The sequence below is a fragment of the Nannocystis pusilla genome (assembly GCF_020073745.1).
Classification (GTDB): Bacteria; Myxococcota_A; Polyangia; order Nannocystales; family Nannocystaceae; genus Nannocystis; species Nannocystis radixulma.
In genome coordinates, this window is the sequence record NZ_JAIRAU010000043.1 from 431,716 (window position 1) to 446,180 (window position 14,465).

A 14,465-nucleotide genomic window follows, 5' to 3' on the forward strand; every position below is an offset into this window, starting at 1 on the left:
AAGGGCCGCCAGGTGTGCGCTTGACGCGCGAGGCGAGGAAGTGTTAACAAGACGCACTCATGTCCTCGTCCGAATCGTCTGAGGAGATCAGGCTGTACATGCCGGACCCCAGCACGATCCGCGCGGTCGAGTGCTCGCCGCCGTGCTGGATGGTCCGGCTGGCCCTCGAAGAGAAGGGCCTCGACCACGAGTGCAAGCTGCTGTCGTTCACCGCCGGCGAGCACAAGAGCCCGGAGATGCTGGCGAAGAACCCGCGCGGCACCGTGCCGGTGCTGATGGACGGCAACATCGTCGTCTACGAGACGCTGGCGATCCTCGACTACCTCGAGTACGCCTACCCGCAGCCGGCGCTGCTGCCCAACACCCACGCGCTGCGCGCCCTGGCGCTCACCCGCCTGCACGAGGCCAACAACCTCAAGCAGGTCGGCATGGCCCTGTTCTCGTACCTGATGAACACCAAGGCGATCGACCTCGACCCCGGCGAGGTCGACCACCTGGGCTCGTTCCTGCACGACGAGCTGTTCTTCTGGGAGTATTATTATGGCATCGGCCAGTTCGCGGCCGGCTCGACGATCAGCCTCGCCGACCTCGCGGTGTTCGCCTACGTCGCCACCGCCGCCCACCTCGGCCTCGAGCTCGAGGAGCGCTACCCCAACCTGTACGCGTTCTGCCAGCGCATGAAGGAGCGGCCCAGCGTGCTCGCCACCTGGCCGTCGGTGTGGAAGCAGACGCCATACTCGTATCTGACGGCGGGACCCGAGTGAGCGCGCCGCCGGTCCCTTGGGACAGGCCCCGTAGAGCAGGTCCCGAGGGGCATGCCCCCGGGGACAGCTAGTCGAGCCACTCGGCGAGGAACACGTCGGTGTCGCCGGGGGTTTTGGCGCCGCGGTTGGAGGCGAACACCAGGGTCTTGCCGTCGCGGCTGAACATCGGGAAGCCGTCGAAGGTGTCGCTGAAGGTGACCTGCTCCTGGCCCTGGCCGTCGTCGCCGATCAGGTAGAGGTCGAAGTTGCGGCCCTTGGGGTCGCCCTGGTTGGAGCTGAAGATGATGCGCTTGCCGTCGGGGTGGAAGAACGGGGCGAAGTTGGCCTTGCCGTTGCTCGTGATCTGGCGCTGCTCGCTGCCGTCGGCGCTCATGACGAAGATCTCGAGGCGGGTCGGGCGGACCAGGTTCTCCTTGATGATGTCGTCGTAGGCCTTGAGCTCGGCCTCGCCCTCGGGGTGGTTGGCGCGGTAGACGATCCGCTTGCCGTCGGGCGAGAAGAAGGCGCCGCCGTCGTAGCCGCGGGTGTTGGTGAGGCGCACGAGGCCGGTGCCGTCGACGTTGATCTTGTAGAGCTCGGGGTCGCCGTCGCGCGTGGAGGTGAACACGATCGCGTCGCCCGTCGGCGAGACGGTGGCCTCGGCGTCGTAGCCGGGGCCGGTGACGAGCGGCTTGATGTCGCTGCCGTCGGCGCCGGCGGTGTAGATGTCGAACTCGGGGTAGAGCTTCCACACGTAGCCCTTGCTGCGGTCGGGCGCGGGCAGGCAGTCGTCGGCGGCCGCGTGCGTGGATGCGTAGAGGATCCGCTGGTCGCCCGGGAGGAAGTAAGCGCAGGTCGTGCGACCCTTGCCCGAGCTGACGCGCTCGGCTGTCTTGTCGGCCAGGTCGAGGGTGTAGATCTGGTCGCAGGCGGCCCCGTCGCGGGTGCTCTGGAACACCAGCCGCTTCTCGTCGAAGGAGAAGTAGGCCTCCGCGTTCTCGCCGCCGAAGGTCAGCTGCTTCAGCGACTTGAAGTGCTTCTCGCCGGCCAGCGGGACGCCGGGATCGGGCCTGGCGGCCTCGGTCGCGGGCGCGTCCGCGGGCTTGTCGGCGGGCTTGTCCGTGGGCTTGTCGGCGGGCTTGGCCGCGGGCTTGTCGGCGGCCGTCGGCGCGGCGCCCTGACACGCGGTCAGGGCGAGGACGGTCAGCGGGGCCGCGAGGCGGGAGAGGACGGGACGCATGCCCGGGAGGATAACAGGATGTCGCGCGGTTTCGCCGTCCCGTGCAGGCCGCGATCGCGGCCATGGCCCAATACGGCGAGCCCGCGCCCGAGCCGTGCTCCCGCTGCTTCGCGACGAGAGGTGTCGACGAGCACGCGGGGCGTGGAACCGCCGGCACACGCGCATGGACGCCGACGAGCGCGGGCAGCTGTGGGCCGGCGGCGACGCGGACGACGCACGGCCGCGGCCGGGCGGGCGGCCGACGAAGGGATCGCGTCGAAGATCGAGGGCGCCCAAAGTCCGTGGGACCGGATCATGCCGCTGTTCCGCCGAGCAGCGCCGGCTCGACGGCGGTAAAATCAGGGCGATGATCGATGTCGTCCTGTCGGGTCCGGGGAAGAACGCGCTGAGCTCGGCGCTGATGCAGTCGCTTCGCGGCCAGCTGGCGCGCGCCGAGGGGCAGCCGGTGCTGGTTCGCGGCGAGGGCGACGCGTTCTCCGCCGGGCTCAACTTCTTCGAGCTGGCGACCCTCGACGCCGCCGGGCTCGACGAGTTCCTGGCTGTCCTCGAGGACCTGCTCCACGAGCTCTACAACTACCCGGGCCCGACGGTGGCGCTGGTCGGCGGCCACGCGATCGCCGGCGGCTGCCTGGTGGCGATGTGCTGCGACCACCGCGTGTGCGCGGACGACCCCCGCCTCAAGATCGGGCTCAACGAGGTGGCGCTGGGCCTGCACTTCCCCGGCCCGGCGCTGGCCCTGGCGCGCAAGCGCGTCAACCCGCAGTGCCTCGACGAGGTGATCCTCGGTGCCCGCCTGTACGGGCCGCAGGACGCGCTGCGCGTCGGCCTGGTCGACGAGGTGGCCGCCGCCGCCGAGGCCGTGGCCCGCCAGCGCCTGACCGAGCTCGCCAGCCACCCCGCCGACGCCTACAGCGCGGCCAAGCGGGCGATCCGCGGCGGGGTGCTCGACGTCGACCCGGCCCAGCGCCGCGCCGAGCGCGAGGCGCTGCTGCCGGCCTGGACCGACCCGGCGCTGCGCGCCCGGATCGGCGCGTTCCTGGCCGCGAAGGCGCGGTCGAAGGAGTCGTGAAGGGCAGGTCCCCGGGGGCAGGTCCTCAGGGACAGGTCCTCGGGGACAGGGTCAAGAGGACATGTCTCTTCAAGCTGGTCGTGCTGACCTGCGCGCCGGGGCGGGCGCCGGAGGCGCCAGCGACCCTGGCGGACCCGGAGGCGGTGTTCATCGCCGGGCGCGGCGCCTAGCCGCGCGGCCCGAGATGTCCGAAAGCGCTCGTCCCCTCCGTCGGGCCTGCTCCGCGTGCCCGGGCCGCGCTCATGACATGGCTGAAAGGACATGTCATGAATCGATTCATACGATGGCCTTCGAGACAGGTTTATTGGCAGGTCGTGCCCTTCATCGCGCCGGGGGTCGCCACGCCGCCGGTGCAGCTGGCGCCCGGGTCGCAGTCGGCGTCGCTGGTGCACTCGCCGCACAGGCCGAGCGGGAAAACGCCCATGAGGCTCACCTCGCTGCAGATGCCGGAGGAGCAGGCCGCGCCGCCGCCGGGAGCGAGGGAGCAGCCGGCGTCGTTCGGGAGCGAGCCCGGGGCCACGCACGCGCGGTGACCGGCGAACAGGCGCGACCCGAAGCTGGGCGCGCAATAAGGGGTCTGCGCCGGACAGTCGGCATCGGTGGCGCACTCGCTGCAGGTCTTCGGCAGGCCGGGGATCGGGTTGTCCTCGTAGACGTCGAGGCACAGCGGGGCCGCGGGACCGCAGGCCTGGTCGGTCTCGCAGCCCTGGCCGAGCCCGCCGGTGTTGCAGAACGAGCCTTGACCGTCGACGGGGGCCGAGCAGCCGCCGCCGGGGCAGTCGTCGTCGTCGATGCACTCGCCGCACACGCTGGGCGCGTCGATCGGCTGGTAACACTTGCCGGAGAGGCACGCGCAGCCCTCGTTGAAGCACGGCGCGCCGTTCGGCTGGGGATCGTCGCACGGCGGCGCGACCGTGGTCGCCTCGCTGAGCGAGCCGGCGCTGGCGGAGGGGTCGGAGGGGTCGGACGGATCGTCGCCGGTGGTCTGCCAGGGGCCGCTCGTGGTGATGTCCGGGCCGCCGCTCGTGGTGGCGGAGCTGCCTCCGCACGCAGGGACGTCGGGATACACCGAGCCGAGGGTGGCCAGGTTCTGCTCGCACGCCATGAGGCACAGCTCCGCGGCCCCGGACGAGCCCTGCCAGCACGGGCTGTCGGGGCCGTAGCTCATCTCGGCGGCCGGTAGCGCGTCCGGCGTGGCCGCGGCGACGCAGGCGAGGTAGGTGTCGCAGATCCCTCGGTCCACGCCCGCGGTGTCGGTGCCGGCCGAGGTGTTGCCACCGTCGGTGGGATCGCCGGAAGGGTCGCCCGAAGGCCCGCCGCCCGGCCCACCCGCGGGGCCCATGCCCGCGCTCACGGTGGCGAGCGGGTCCTCGCCGTCGCCGCAGGATGCCGCCAGAAATAGCGTGATGCACGACGCCGCGCGCTTGATACTCAACATAGACGTCGATGGTGCCAGGCGCTGTGACCCCTTGCAAGCGCCGTCGCCCAGGGCGTGGGGGCCCGAGCCGTCGCGCCGAGGCGAGGGATGTCCGCATGGACATGTCCTCATGGTCATGTGAGGGCGGGTCGCCGGGCACGCGCAGATGGGATGTCCCTCGGGACATCCCACTGTCGAACGGCCGCCGGCCGGGGGCCGCGGACGTGCTGTCTCTCTGGACCTGTCCGAAGGGACAGGGCTACTTGAGCAGCTGGTAGAGCACGACGCCGAGGGCGAGCAGCAGGCCGGTGACGATGGTGACGACGTCGAAGTACTTGTCGATCAGCTGCTTGGCGCGCGGGCCGGCCAGGCGGATGATGGCGGCGACGAGGAAGAAGCGGCCGCCGCGGCCGAAGATGCTGGCGAGGATGAAGCCGAGGATGTTGATCTGGGCGACGCCGGCGGCGATGGTGAAGACCTTGTAGGGGATCGGCGTGAAGGCGGCGATGAAGACGGCGAGTTCGCCGTGCTTCTGGTACTCGCCGGTGACGAGCTCGAAGCTCTCGCGCGAGAACACGGGGCCGACGATGTAGGGCTCGAAGGTCGACCACAGCGCGTAGCCGATGAGGTAGCCGAACAGGCCGCCGAGCACCGAGCCGAGGGTGCACCACAGGGCGAACCGGAACGCCCGCGTGGGCACGGACAGCGCCAGCGCGATCAGCAGGACGTCGGGGGGGATCGGGAACACGCTCGACTCGACGAACGCGATCGCCACCAGCGCCGGGACGCCGTAGGGGGTGTCGGCCCAGCTCAGTACCCAGTGGTAGATCCGCCGGAGCGGGTTGCGCGAGACGGCGGGCGCGGGCGCAGGGTCGTTCACCGGCGTGACGTTACCACGCACGAGGCGCAGGCGGCGGGCGCAAACGCGTGGCGTGACTCACCTGCGCGCGTACGCGAGGAGAACCTGGCGCAAGAGACAGCCGCGGAGAGGTCGTTGCGAACGCGCGTCGGGGGCGGAGCGCCGTACCGCGGGCCGTGGTGGCAGGCGGGCGCTGCGGGGTGATCACGACCCACTCGCGTCGCCGCCCTGGTGGTCGAGGGCGAGCGCCTCCTCGTACTCCTGCGGGGTGTTGCAGGTGCGGAGGACGCGGCGGTCGGGCAGCTCGGCGGAGTCGAGCCAGCGGGCGCCGAGGCGGTCGAACATGAAGAGCGGGCGGCTGCCCTGCTTGCCCAGGACCTCGGCCGCGGCGGCATGCGCGGCCGAGACGCGCACGGCGCTGGCGAGCGGGTGCGGGAAGTGGCGGTCGGCAGGGTCGCCCGAGGCCGGGGCGTCGAACGGCAAGATGCCCCCGAGGCCAGGTTCGTCGACGAGCCGGCGCACCAGCAGGCGCACGTAGTCGGCGCTGAGGAACGGGGTGTCGCAGGCGCTGAGATAGGCGAACTCGGCCCGGTGAGCGACGAGCACGCCGAGGCCGGCGAACAGCCCGACGAGCGGCCCGCCGTGGTCGAACTCGGGCGGGTCGTAGGCCAGCACGACCTCGGGCGGCAGCGGCGGCAACGGCTGCCCGGTCTGGGCGACGACGACGATCGGCAGGTCGCACACCTCGCGCAGGACGTCGACGACGTGCAGCAGCAACGGCTGCCCGCGCCACGGCAGCAGGGCCTTGGGCGCGCCCATGCGGGACGAACGACCGCCCGCGAGGACGACGGCGCCGCAGGAACGGATGGTGGCGTCGGACGACATGGCGGCCGGAGGCGAGGGTGACAGGGGCAGCAGGGGTTGGCAAGGGAGCCGGCGCGTGCGCGGGTGGCTTCACGCCAGGGGATCGCGCGGCGGCGGATGCGGACGCTCGACGCGGGGGCGAGACGACGACTGACGATCGCGGGCCGATCGACGCGAGCGTGACTCTCGGCGAGCGAGCCGAGAGCGCAGCGATCAACGCGCGGCGCCGCTGCGGGGATCGAGGCGGCAGGTGTAGAGCGGGGCGCGGATGGTCGGGTCGTCGGCGTCGGCGACGAGGTCGACGCGCACGCCGTCGCCGTCGGGCTCGGCCCACACGCCCTCGAACTTGTGCCGCCCGGGCAGCGCGCGGTGCCACGTGACCCTGTGCGGCGGGTCGAGGCGGATCAGCGCCGAGCCGAGGCAGGCGCCGTCGGCGTAGGTGTCGCGCGTGTCCTCGGCGGCCGCGGTGAGCAGCAGGCCGCCGTCGGGCAGCGCGGCGGCGTCGGTGACGCTGTACGGCACGCCCTCGATGTCGCCGAGGTCGACGAAGGCGAGGTCGCGGACGAGGTCGGCGGTCCACGCGGCGCGCGCCCGCACGGCCGCGGCCACGCCGGCGCGGTCGAGCCGGACGACGGCGCTGCGGTTGCCGGCCCCGTTGCCGCGCTGCAGCAGCACGAGGTGGTCGCCCCACGCCGCGGCGCCCTCGAGGTTGAGCTCGGGGACGAGGCCGGCGAGCGCGGCGTGCAGCGGGGCCAGCGAGAACTCGGAGCACGTCGCATAAGACATGTCCTCGGCGACATGGACGATCGCACCTGTCTGACGGTTCAGCCGCGAGCCGGAGCCGAGCACGAGCAGGGCGCTGTCCCACGGGCACAGGGCCTCGAAGTCGGGCTTGTCGCGCTTGCGCGCGGCCGGGTCGCGCGGCAGGGCGCCCGGGCGCAGGGGGAAGCGGCGCGGCGGGCCGACGTCCGGGTAGGCGTGGAGCTCGAGGTCGTCGTCGGCGACGACGAACGACCAGCCGCCGCGGCGCACGAGCCCGCTGGCGGCCGAGAGGTCGAGGTCGCGCAGGTGGTGGAGCGTGAGCGGCGCGGGCGGCATGACGTGTCTCTTGGGGCAGGTTTTTCAGAGCACGAAGCCGGCGGCCCGCAGGTCGGCGCGGACCTCGGGGTCGGCGAGGGCGGCGAGGAACAGCTGGACGGCCCGGCGGGGGCGGCGGGCGCGGGGGATGACGAAGTCGTACGACTCGAGGCGGATCGCGGCGAAGCGCAGGCCGACCGCGTCGGCGACGCTGGCGATCGCTACGCCCCAGTCGGCGCGGCCCGAGGCGACGCAGGCGGCCACGCCGCTGTGCGAGCGGGCCTCGTGCGAGTAGCCGGACGGGCGCGGCCCGGGGCCGAGCAGCGCGTCGAGCAAGAGCCGCGTGCCGCTGCCGCGGTTGCGGTTGACCAAAAACACCTCGGGGTCGCGCACGCACGCGGGCAGCTCGAAGCGCGCGCCGGCGACGGGGTCGGGGAAGCGCGGGTCGTCCTTGCGGCTGACGAGGCCCTGCATGCGCCCGTAGCCGGGTACGAGGTCGCAGCCGTCGGGGACGAAGGCGCGGTTGTACTCGTCGGTGTCGGGGTCGAGCAGGTGGATCGGGGCGACGTCGCACAGGCCGCGGGCGGCGGCGGCGAGGCCCCCCTGGCTGCCCTGGGCGAGCAGGCGGACCGTCAGGCCCTGCGCGTGCAGGCGGTCGACCAGGCGCTCGAGGCCGGTGCAGTGGCTGCCGGCGATCACGAGGTCGGGGGCGGCGGCGTCGCGGTCGATCGGCCGCACCTCGACCGCCGCGCCGGCGAGCAGGCGCTCGGTCTGGCGCGGCACGGCGATGAAGCCGTCGGCCCGGCAGAACGCGGTGACCGAGCCCGAGCCCTTGCCGGTCGGCAGGGCGATCGGGAGCGTGTCCTCGGGGACATGTTTTAAAGGGCCTTCCTCGACGGACATGCTCTCAAGAGCATGTTCTTTGGGACCGGCGAGGAGCTGGACCAGGGCGTACTCGCGGCGGCCGCGCTCGCTGGCGAGGTCGTGCGGCAGGGTGGCGGCGATCGCCGGGGCCGCGGCGGCGCGCAGGCCGGCGAGGGCGCGCAGCAGCGGGGCGACGAACTCGTGGAAGGTGAACAGCGCCGAGGTGGGGAAGCCGGGCAGGACGGCGATCGGGACCCGCTGCTCGCCGACGGCGGTGACGGCGAGGCACAGCGGCTTGCCGGGCTTGAGGGCGACGCCGTGGACGCACACGGCCGGCTCGGCCGGCGCGGGCCCGGGCAGGCGGGCGACGGCGGCGGCGCTGAGATCTCCGGCGCCCTTGCTGGTGCCGCCGCTGAGCAGCAGGACGTCGCAGCGGCGCTCGTGCAGGGCTGTCCGCAGGGCCAGGTCGAGCGCGGCCGGATCGTCGCCGACGACGCCGAGCGCCAGCGGCTCGCCGCCGAGCTCGCGCACGCTGTCGGCGAGGAAGGTCTGGTTGCAGTCGTGGACCTGGCCGGGCAAAAGCCGGCCGCCGGGGGCGACGAGCTCGTCGCCGGTGGAGAGGATGCCGACGCGCGGGCGGCGGACGACGCGGGCGGCGGCGCGGCCGACGGCCGCGAGGACGGCGGTCTCGCGCGGGCCGAGGCGCACGCCGGGGCGCAGGACGACCTCGCCGCGGGTGATGTCGCCGCCGACGACGGCGATCATCGCCCCGGGGACGACGGGGCGGCGGACCAGGAGGATGCCGCTCTCCTCGTCGGTGTCCTCGACCATGACGACGGCGTCGGCGCCGCGGACGACGGCGCCGCCGGTGGCGATGGCGACGGCTTCGCCTGGTCCGAGGGTCATGTCCGGAGGGACACCCGGGACGACGACCTCGGGTCGCAGGCGCAGGCGCGCGGGGGCGAGCTCGCCGGCGCCGTAGGTGTCGCCGGCGCGCACGGCGTAGCCGTCGACGTTGCTGCGGTCGAAGCCGGGGACGTCGCGCGGGCTGGCGACGGCCTCGGCGAGGACGCGGCCGCACAGGTCGGCGAGCGCGAGCTCCTCGCTGGCCAACGGGACAGGTCGCGCGGCGGCCCACCAGCGGGCGACCGCGACGTCGGGGTCGACGACCTGAAGGAATTGACGCTGCTCGGTCACGGCGGGTCGAAGAGGTGGACGCGGACGCGCTCGCCGGGGGCGGCGCCCTCGCTGTCGGCGTCGACGAGGACGAAGCCGTCGGCGAGGACGGCGGAGGAGAGGTTGCTGGCGCCGCTGGTGGCGACCGGTTCGACCTGGTCGGGGCCGCGGCGGCGCACGCGGACGAAGTCGGTGCGCCCGACCTTGCTGGCGATCTTGCGGGCGAGCACGAGCTCGACGCTGCGGTGGGGGAAGGCCCAGGGGTCGGGCAGGCCGGCGAGGGCGCGCACGAGCGGGCCGATCACCAGCTCGTAGGCGCACAGGCACGAGACCGGGTTGCCGGGCACGAGGAACACCGGGCGGCCGTCGTGCGCGCGGCCGATGCCGGTGGGGCTGGCCGGGCGGACCGCCAGACCGTGGACGTCGAGCGTGCCGCGCTCGCGGAGGATCTGCGGCATGAGGTCCTCCGGGCCCACGCTGGTGGCGCCGGTGACGAGCAGGACGTCGCCGGGGCCGGCGAGCAGGGCGTCGAGGCCGGCGCGCAGGGCCTCGGCGCCGTCGCGGGCGCGCAGCGGGGGCAAGGACTCGGCGCCGTCGCGGGCGGCCAGACCGGCGAGCACCAGCGAGTTGCTGTCGACGATCTGGTGCGGACCCGGGACCGTGCCGGGCGCGACGAGCTCGTCGCCGGTGACGAGCAGGCCGACGCGCGGGCGGCGGACCACGTCGACGCTCGCCAGGCCGAGCGAGGCGAGGGCGCCGACGTCCTGCGGGCGCAGCCGGCGGCCGGCCGCGAGCACACATTGCCCGCGCGACATGTCCTCTCCGACCTGTCCGATGTGACGCAGCGGCGGGACGGACCCGAGCAGCTCGACCAGCCGCCGCCCGCCGCGCACGACCTCGCGCGCGAGCTCGGCCTGCAGCACGGCGTCGGCGCCCTCCGGCAGCGGGCTGCCGGTGGCGATCCGCACCGCCTCGCCGGGGCCGAGCGGCGCCGGATAGGGGCGGCCGGGCAGGCTGTCCCCGCGGACGTGCAGGACCAGCGGGGCGTCGACGGCCGCGCCGAAGCTGTCCTCGCCGCGCAGGGCGTAGCCGTCGACCGCGGCGCGGACGAAGCCGGGGACGTCGATCGGGGCCAGGACGTCGCGGGCGAGCACGCGGGCGAAGGCGGCGGCGAGCGGCAGCGACTCGGCCGGCAAGGGGCCGGCGCGGGCGCGCAGCAGCGCGAGCGCCTCGGCCAGGTCGGCGCGGGCCTGGAAGCCACGCATGCGCGGATCGGCGGGGCTGTCCCCGAGGGCAGGTTTAATCAGAGGGCCGGCGCCGGCCGCGGGCGCAGGTCCCGCGGGGTCGGTCACGATGTCCTCGGAGACATGTCCTGCAGGGCTTGGGGCGCCGGATCGACGGGCGGCGTCCGAGGTGCCTTCGCGGACATGTCCCGAGGGATAGTCCGCTCCGCCGGCCTGGGAGGGGGCCGGGCCCGGGCGCTGGGGTGCGCGGCTCATGACCTCCGCAGCGGGCGCGTGGGCGGCAGGCGGTCGAGGATCGACACGACCGGGAGGAGGGCGACCTGGCCGAGGCCGCAGATGCTGGTCTGGCCGAGGGTGCGGTCGAGCTGGCGCAGCAGCTCGGGGGTGTCCTCGGGGGCATGTCCCGCGAGCCACTCGTCGAGCAGGGCCACGGCCTTCTCGGTGCCGACGCGGCACGGCACGCACTTGCCGCACGACTCGTTGCGGAAGAAGCGGGTCACGTTGGCGCCGAGCTCGAGCATGTCACGGGCCTCGGCGACGACCACCACGGCGCCGGAGCCGAGCGAGGAGCCGGCGCGGCGCAGGTGCTCGAAGTCCAGCGGGGTGTCCATCTTGTCGGCGGTGAGGAACGCGGTCGAGGCCCCGCCGGGCATGACGGCCTGGACCGCGACGCCGCCCGGGACGCCGCCGGCGAGGGCCACGAGCTCGGCGATCGTGGTGCCGGTGGCGACCTCGTGGACGCCGGGGCGGACCACGTCGCCGCTGACGGACACGAACTTGAGGCCGGCGCAGCCGCGCACGCCCTGGGCCTTCCACCAGGCGGCCCCGCGCGCGGCGATCGCCGCCGCCATCGTCAGGGTCTCGACGTTGTTGATCAGGGTGGGCTGGCCGAACAGGCCGGCGACGCCGGGGTACGGCGGCTTGTTGCGCGGCTCGCCGCGCCGGTCCTCGAGCGCCTCGAGCAGGGCCGTCTCCTCGCCCATGATGTAGCCGCCGGGCGAGACGAAGATCTCGAGCTCGACGCCGAGCTCGGCGGCGACCCGCGCGGCGACCTCCTGCTCGCGCGCGAGGGCGCGACGCTCGAGCTCGTACTCGTGGCGCAGATAGACGATCGCCCGCCGGGCCCCGACCACGACGGCGCCGAGCATCATGCCCTCCCACACGAGGTGCGGCAGGCTGGCGAGGAGCTCGCGATCCTTGAAGGTGCCGGGCTCGCTCTCGTCGGCGTTGCAGACGACGAACTTCTCGTCGCCGGCGGCGTCGCGGACGGTGCGCCACTTGAGCGCGGTGGGGAAGCCGGCGCCGCCCATGCCCCGCAGGCCGGCTTCCTTGAGCTCGGCGAGCAAGGCCTCGGCGGCCGCGACGCCGCCGGCCGCGAGGGCGCGCACGGTGGCGTAACGCTCGCCGGGGCGCGCGTACGGATCGACGCGATAGGAGCGGGCTGCGACCTCGAGGGAGTGGTCGTCGTGCGCCGGAGGACGGCGCAGGGCAGCGAGCGCGGCCGCGGCGCCCGAGTACGGGTCGTGACCGACGAGCACGGCGGGCGCCTGGTCGCAGCGCCCGAGGCAGGAGACCTCGCAGACCTCGACGCGCTCGCCGGTGGCGGCCTCGTGCGCGGCAGCGCCGGCCCGCAATTGCACGAGGCTGTCGGCGCCGCCACGCATGGCGCACGCGAGGTCGCGGCAGACGTCGAGGCGCTGCGCGGCGGGCGGCGTGCGCCGATAGTGCGGATAGAACGAGGCGACGCCCTCGATGCGGTGCAGCGGCACGCCGAGCTCGCGCGCCAGCGCGACGAGGTCGTCGTGACGCAGCCAGCCGTGCTCCGCTTGCAAGGCGTTGAGGCGCTGTATGATGCTCGGCGGCCGATACCGCATCGTCGCAGCGGAGGATAGCGCACTTGACCGTCGACGAGGCCGGCGGTACGGTTTTTGTCACGATGGCGAGCGCGGCGCGCAAGAAGGCGACGCCCAGCGACCAGCCGAAGCCGCGGCGCGGGCCGATCAAGATCCAGGTCAATCGCTCGATCCGGGGCGCGACGTACGGGCTCGACGGCGACTCGCGGCGGGCGATCCAGGCCACCTATCCGGACCTGCGCGCCGCGCCGTCGGTCTACGTGGCGACCGAATCGGAGGAGGACTTCGAGCGCGTCCACAGCAAGATGTGGAAGCAGATCGCGCTGGTCCTCACCGGACTCCCGACGGCGAAGTTGCGGCAGCTCGGGGTGGTGCTCGTCGATCCGGTGACGCGGACCGAACTCGCCAGACCTTTCGCCGCATGACTCCTCGCGAGTACACGACGTACCTCGGCAAGGGCGGCCAATTCGCCGTCATGTCGCATATCGTCGTGCGCGGGTACAACGTGGCGATCCCGGAGATCGACGTCGGCAGCGACATCTTCGTCGTCCAGGACGAGAACAGCACGTTGTGGCGCGTCCAGGTGAAGACGGCGACCGCGATGGCCGGCGCCGACGGGTCCTTGCGCGCGAAGTTCAATCTGCCGGAGCGACAGCTGCGGAACCTGCCCGAGGTCGACGATCTGATCTACTCGCTGGTGGTGCTCCACGAGGGGGCCTGGCGGGCGTTCATCAACCTCCCACGGGCCAAGCTCGAGGACGCGACCGCGGGGATGAAGCCGACGCACGGCTCGCTCACGCCGACGCTGCGGCCGTCGGAGACGCGAGTCCTGTGCGGCAAGGTCGACCTGCAGCCGTACCGCGATTGGTGGGAGTACTGGCCAGACTCGCGGCGATCCTGAACGCCGTTTCGTTCAGATCCGCGCGCAGAGGCGGCGCGGCGACGCGCACCGATGCATCTGCAACGCGAGCGCGACCAGGTCCGCCCTCGCGTGATCTCCGCCAGGCGATGGGCCTCTGGTAAGGTCCCGCAATCGCTGCCCGCGTGGGTGCGCAGCCCAGGAGTCGAACGTGTCGAGTGTGATCGTCCCGAAGTCAAGAGATGAAGTATTGAAGAGCTTCTCGCCGCTGCTGCAGAAGCACCTGCAGCAGGCCGCACAGCCCGCGACGAAGGCCGAGGCGGCCGAGCGGGCCAAGCTGCGCGAGGCGGTCGAGCGCGCCGCGCAGTACACCAGCGAGACCATCATCAAGGGGCTCGCGGAGCTGCAGGTCAGCTTCGGCGCCGCGGTCGAGGCCCTGGCCGACCGGCTGGCGGCGGAGGCGGTCAAGCTCGACGAGCTGCGCAAGGCGATCGCGGCCGAGGCGGCGCGGGTCGAGGACCTGAAGCACGTGCGGATCGCCGCCGAGGCGCTCGAGATCCTGCACCAGGACGACGCCAAGCGGCTGCAGGCGCTCGAGGACAAGTTCGCGGCCGAGGTCCGCGAGCTCGAGGAGAAGATCGCCCGCCAGCAGGAGGCGTGGGCCAAGGAGGACGCGGAGAAGGCGACCGTGCAGGCCGAGGCCGACGCGGCGCGGGCCAAGGAGCGCAAGGCCGACGAGGAGACGTACGCCTACGAGATCGAGCGCCAGCGCCGGCTGGTGGCCGACGAGTTCGCGGAGAAGCGGCGGCTGCTCGAGCGGCAGCTGGCGGAGACGCAGGCGCAGCGCGACAAGAACTGGGACGGCCGCGAGAAGCTTCTGGCGGCGGCGGCGGCCGAGATCGAGGCGCTGCGCGGCAAGACGGCCGCCTACGCCAAGGAGATCGAGGACGCGGGCAAGTCGGCGCGCGAGAAGGTGATCGTCAAGATCAGCGCCGACGCCAAGGTCGACGCCGAGCTGGCCTCGCGCGACAACGCGGCCAACCTCGAGGTCGGCGAGCTCAAGATCAAGGCGCTCGAGGACCGCATCGAGAAGCAGCGGGCCCAGATCGCCGAGCTCAACGCGCAGCTGACCGCGGCCCTGGCCCAGACGCAGGGCCTGGCGCAGAAGGCGATCGAGGGCACCTCGGCCAGGAAGTGAGG

At 73.3% G+C, this 14,465-nt stretch carries 14 protein-coding genes; 6 read left to right on the plus strand and 8 right to left on the minus strand.

Going from position 1 to position 14,465, the window contains the following annotated elements; all coding sequences use genetic code 11:
* Nucleotides 1–98 precede the first annotated feature (98 nt).
* Complete coding sequence (locus tag K7C98_RS31235) at nt 99–764, plus strand: glutathione S-transferase family protein (protein WP_224195462.1); 666 nt, start codon at nt 99–101, stop codon at nt 762–764.
* 67 nt (nt 765–831) lie between these two features.
* Here K7C98_RS31235 and K7C98_RS31240 read toward each other — a convergent pair whose 3' ends face one another.
* Complete coding sequence (locus tag K7C98_RS31240) at nt 832–1,983, minus strand: TolB family protein (RefSeq protein ID WP_224195463.1); 1,152 nt, start codon at nt 1,981–1,983, stop codon at nt 832–834.
* 346 nt (nt 1,984–2,329) lie between these two features.
* Between K7C98_RS31240 and K7C98_RS31245 the strand changes: the two genes are divergently transcribed.
* A complete protein-coding gene (locus tag K7C98_RS31245) occupies nt 2,330–3,052 on the plus strand; it encodes an enoyl-CoA hydratase/isomerase family protein (RefSeq protein WP_224195464.1) in 723 nt (240 codons plus the stop codon).
* Nucleotides 3,049–3,222: a hypothetical protein gene (locus tag K7C98_RS31250; RefSeq protein WP_224195465.1), complete on the plus strand. Its 174-nt coding sequence runs from the start codon at nt 3,049–3,051 to the stop codon at nt 3,220–3,222. Before K7C98_RS31245 ends, K7C98_RS31250 begins: the two co-directional genes overlap by 4 nt.
* 131 nt (nt 3,223–3,353) lie before the next feature.
* Here the strand turns inward: K7C98_RS31250 and K7C98_RS31255 are convergent, their stop codons facing one another.
* The 7 genes from K7C98_RS31255 to K7C98_RS31285 all read right to left on the minus strand — a co-directional run bounded on the left by K7C98_RS31255 (nt 3,354) and on the right by K7C98_RS31285 (nt 12,427).
* Nucleotides 3,354–4,490, minus strand: coding sequence for a hypothetical protein (locus K7C98_RS31255; RefSeq protein WP_224195466.1), 1,137 nt, complete (start codon nt 4,488–4,490; stop codon nt 3,354–3,356).
* Between the two features lie 238 nt (nt 4,491–4,728).
* Entirely contained in the window at nt 4,729–5,349 is a 621-nt protein-coding gene (locus tag K7C98_RS31260) for a YqaA family protein (protein ID WP_224195467.1), read from the minus strand.
* 183 nt (nt 5,350–5,532) lie between these two features.
* Nucleotides 5,533–6,213: a molybdenum cofactor guanylyltransferase gene (mobA, locus tag K7C98_RS31265; protein ID WP_224195468.1), complete on the minus strand. Its 681-nt coding sequence runs from the start codon at nt 6,211–6,213 to the stop codon at nt 5,533–5,535.
* A gap of 192 nt (nt 6,214–6,405) precedes the next feature.
* Nucleotides 6,406–7,290, minus strand: a complete 885-nt coding sequence (locus K7C98_RS31270) for a DUF6929 family protein (protein ID WP_224195469.1) — start codon at nt 7,288–7,290, stop codon at nt 6,406–6,408.
* 24 nt (nt 7,291–7,314) lie between these two features.
* Nucleotides 7,315–9,330, minus strand: coding sequence for a molybdopterin biosynthesis protein (locus K7C98_RS31275; protein WP_224195470.1), 2,016 nt, complete (start codon nt 9,328–9,330; stop codon nt 7,315–7,317).
* Nucleotides 9,327–10,808, minus strand: a complete 1,482-nt coding sequence (locus tag K7C98_RS31280; RefSeq protein ID WP_224195471.1) for a molybdopterin molybdotransferase MoeA — start codon at nt 10,806–10,808, stop codon at nt 9,327–9,329. The genes K7C98_RS31275 and K7C98_RS31280 overlap by 4 nt, the downstream gene beginning before the upstream one ends.
* On the minus strand, nt 10,805–12,427 hold the full coding sequence (locus tag K7C98_RS31285) for an NAD(P)H-dependent oxidoreductase subunit E (protein WP_224195472.1): 1,623 nt from the start codon (nt 12,425–12,427) through the stop codon (nt 10,805–10,807). The genes K7C98_RS31280 and K7C98_RS31285 overlap by 4 nt, the downstream gene beginning before the upstream one ends.
* 23 nt (nt 12,428–12,450) lie before the next feature.
* On the opposite strand from K7C98_RS31285, the gene K7C98_RS31290 reads away from it, so the two are divergent.
* The 3 genes from K7C98_RS31290 to K7C98_RS31300 all read left to right on the plus strand — a co-directional run bounded on the left by K7C98_RS31290 (nt 12,451) and on the right by K7C98_RS31300 (nt 14,463).
* A complete protein-coding gene (locus tag K7C98_RS31290; RefSeq protein WP_224195473.1) occupies nt 12,451–12,831 on the plus strand; it encodes a hypothetical protein in 381 nt (126 codons plus the stop codon).
* Nucleotides 12,828–13,307 (plus strand): hypothetical protein, encoded by a 480-nt coding sequence (locus tag K7C98_RS31295; protein WP_224195474.1) that lies wholly within the window; start codon nt 12,828–12,830, stop codon nt 13,305–13,307. The genes K7C98_RS31290 and K7C98_RS31295 overlap by 4 nt, the downstream gene beginning before the upstream one ends.
* 208 nt (nt 13,308–13,515) lie before the next feature.
* Nucleotides 13,516–14,463, plus strand: coding sequence for a hypothetical protein (locus K7C98_RS31300; RefSeq protein WP_224195475.1), 948 nt, complete (start codon nt 13,516–13,518; stop codon nt 14,461–14,463).
* Nucleotides 14,464–14,465 lie beyond the last annotated feature (2 nt).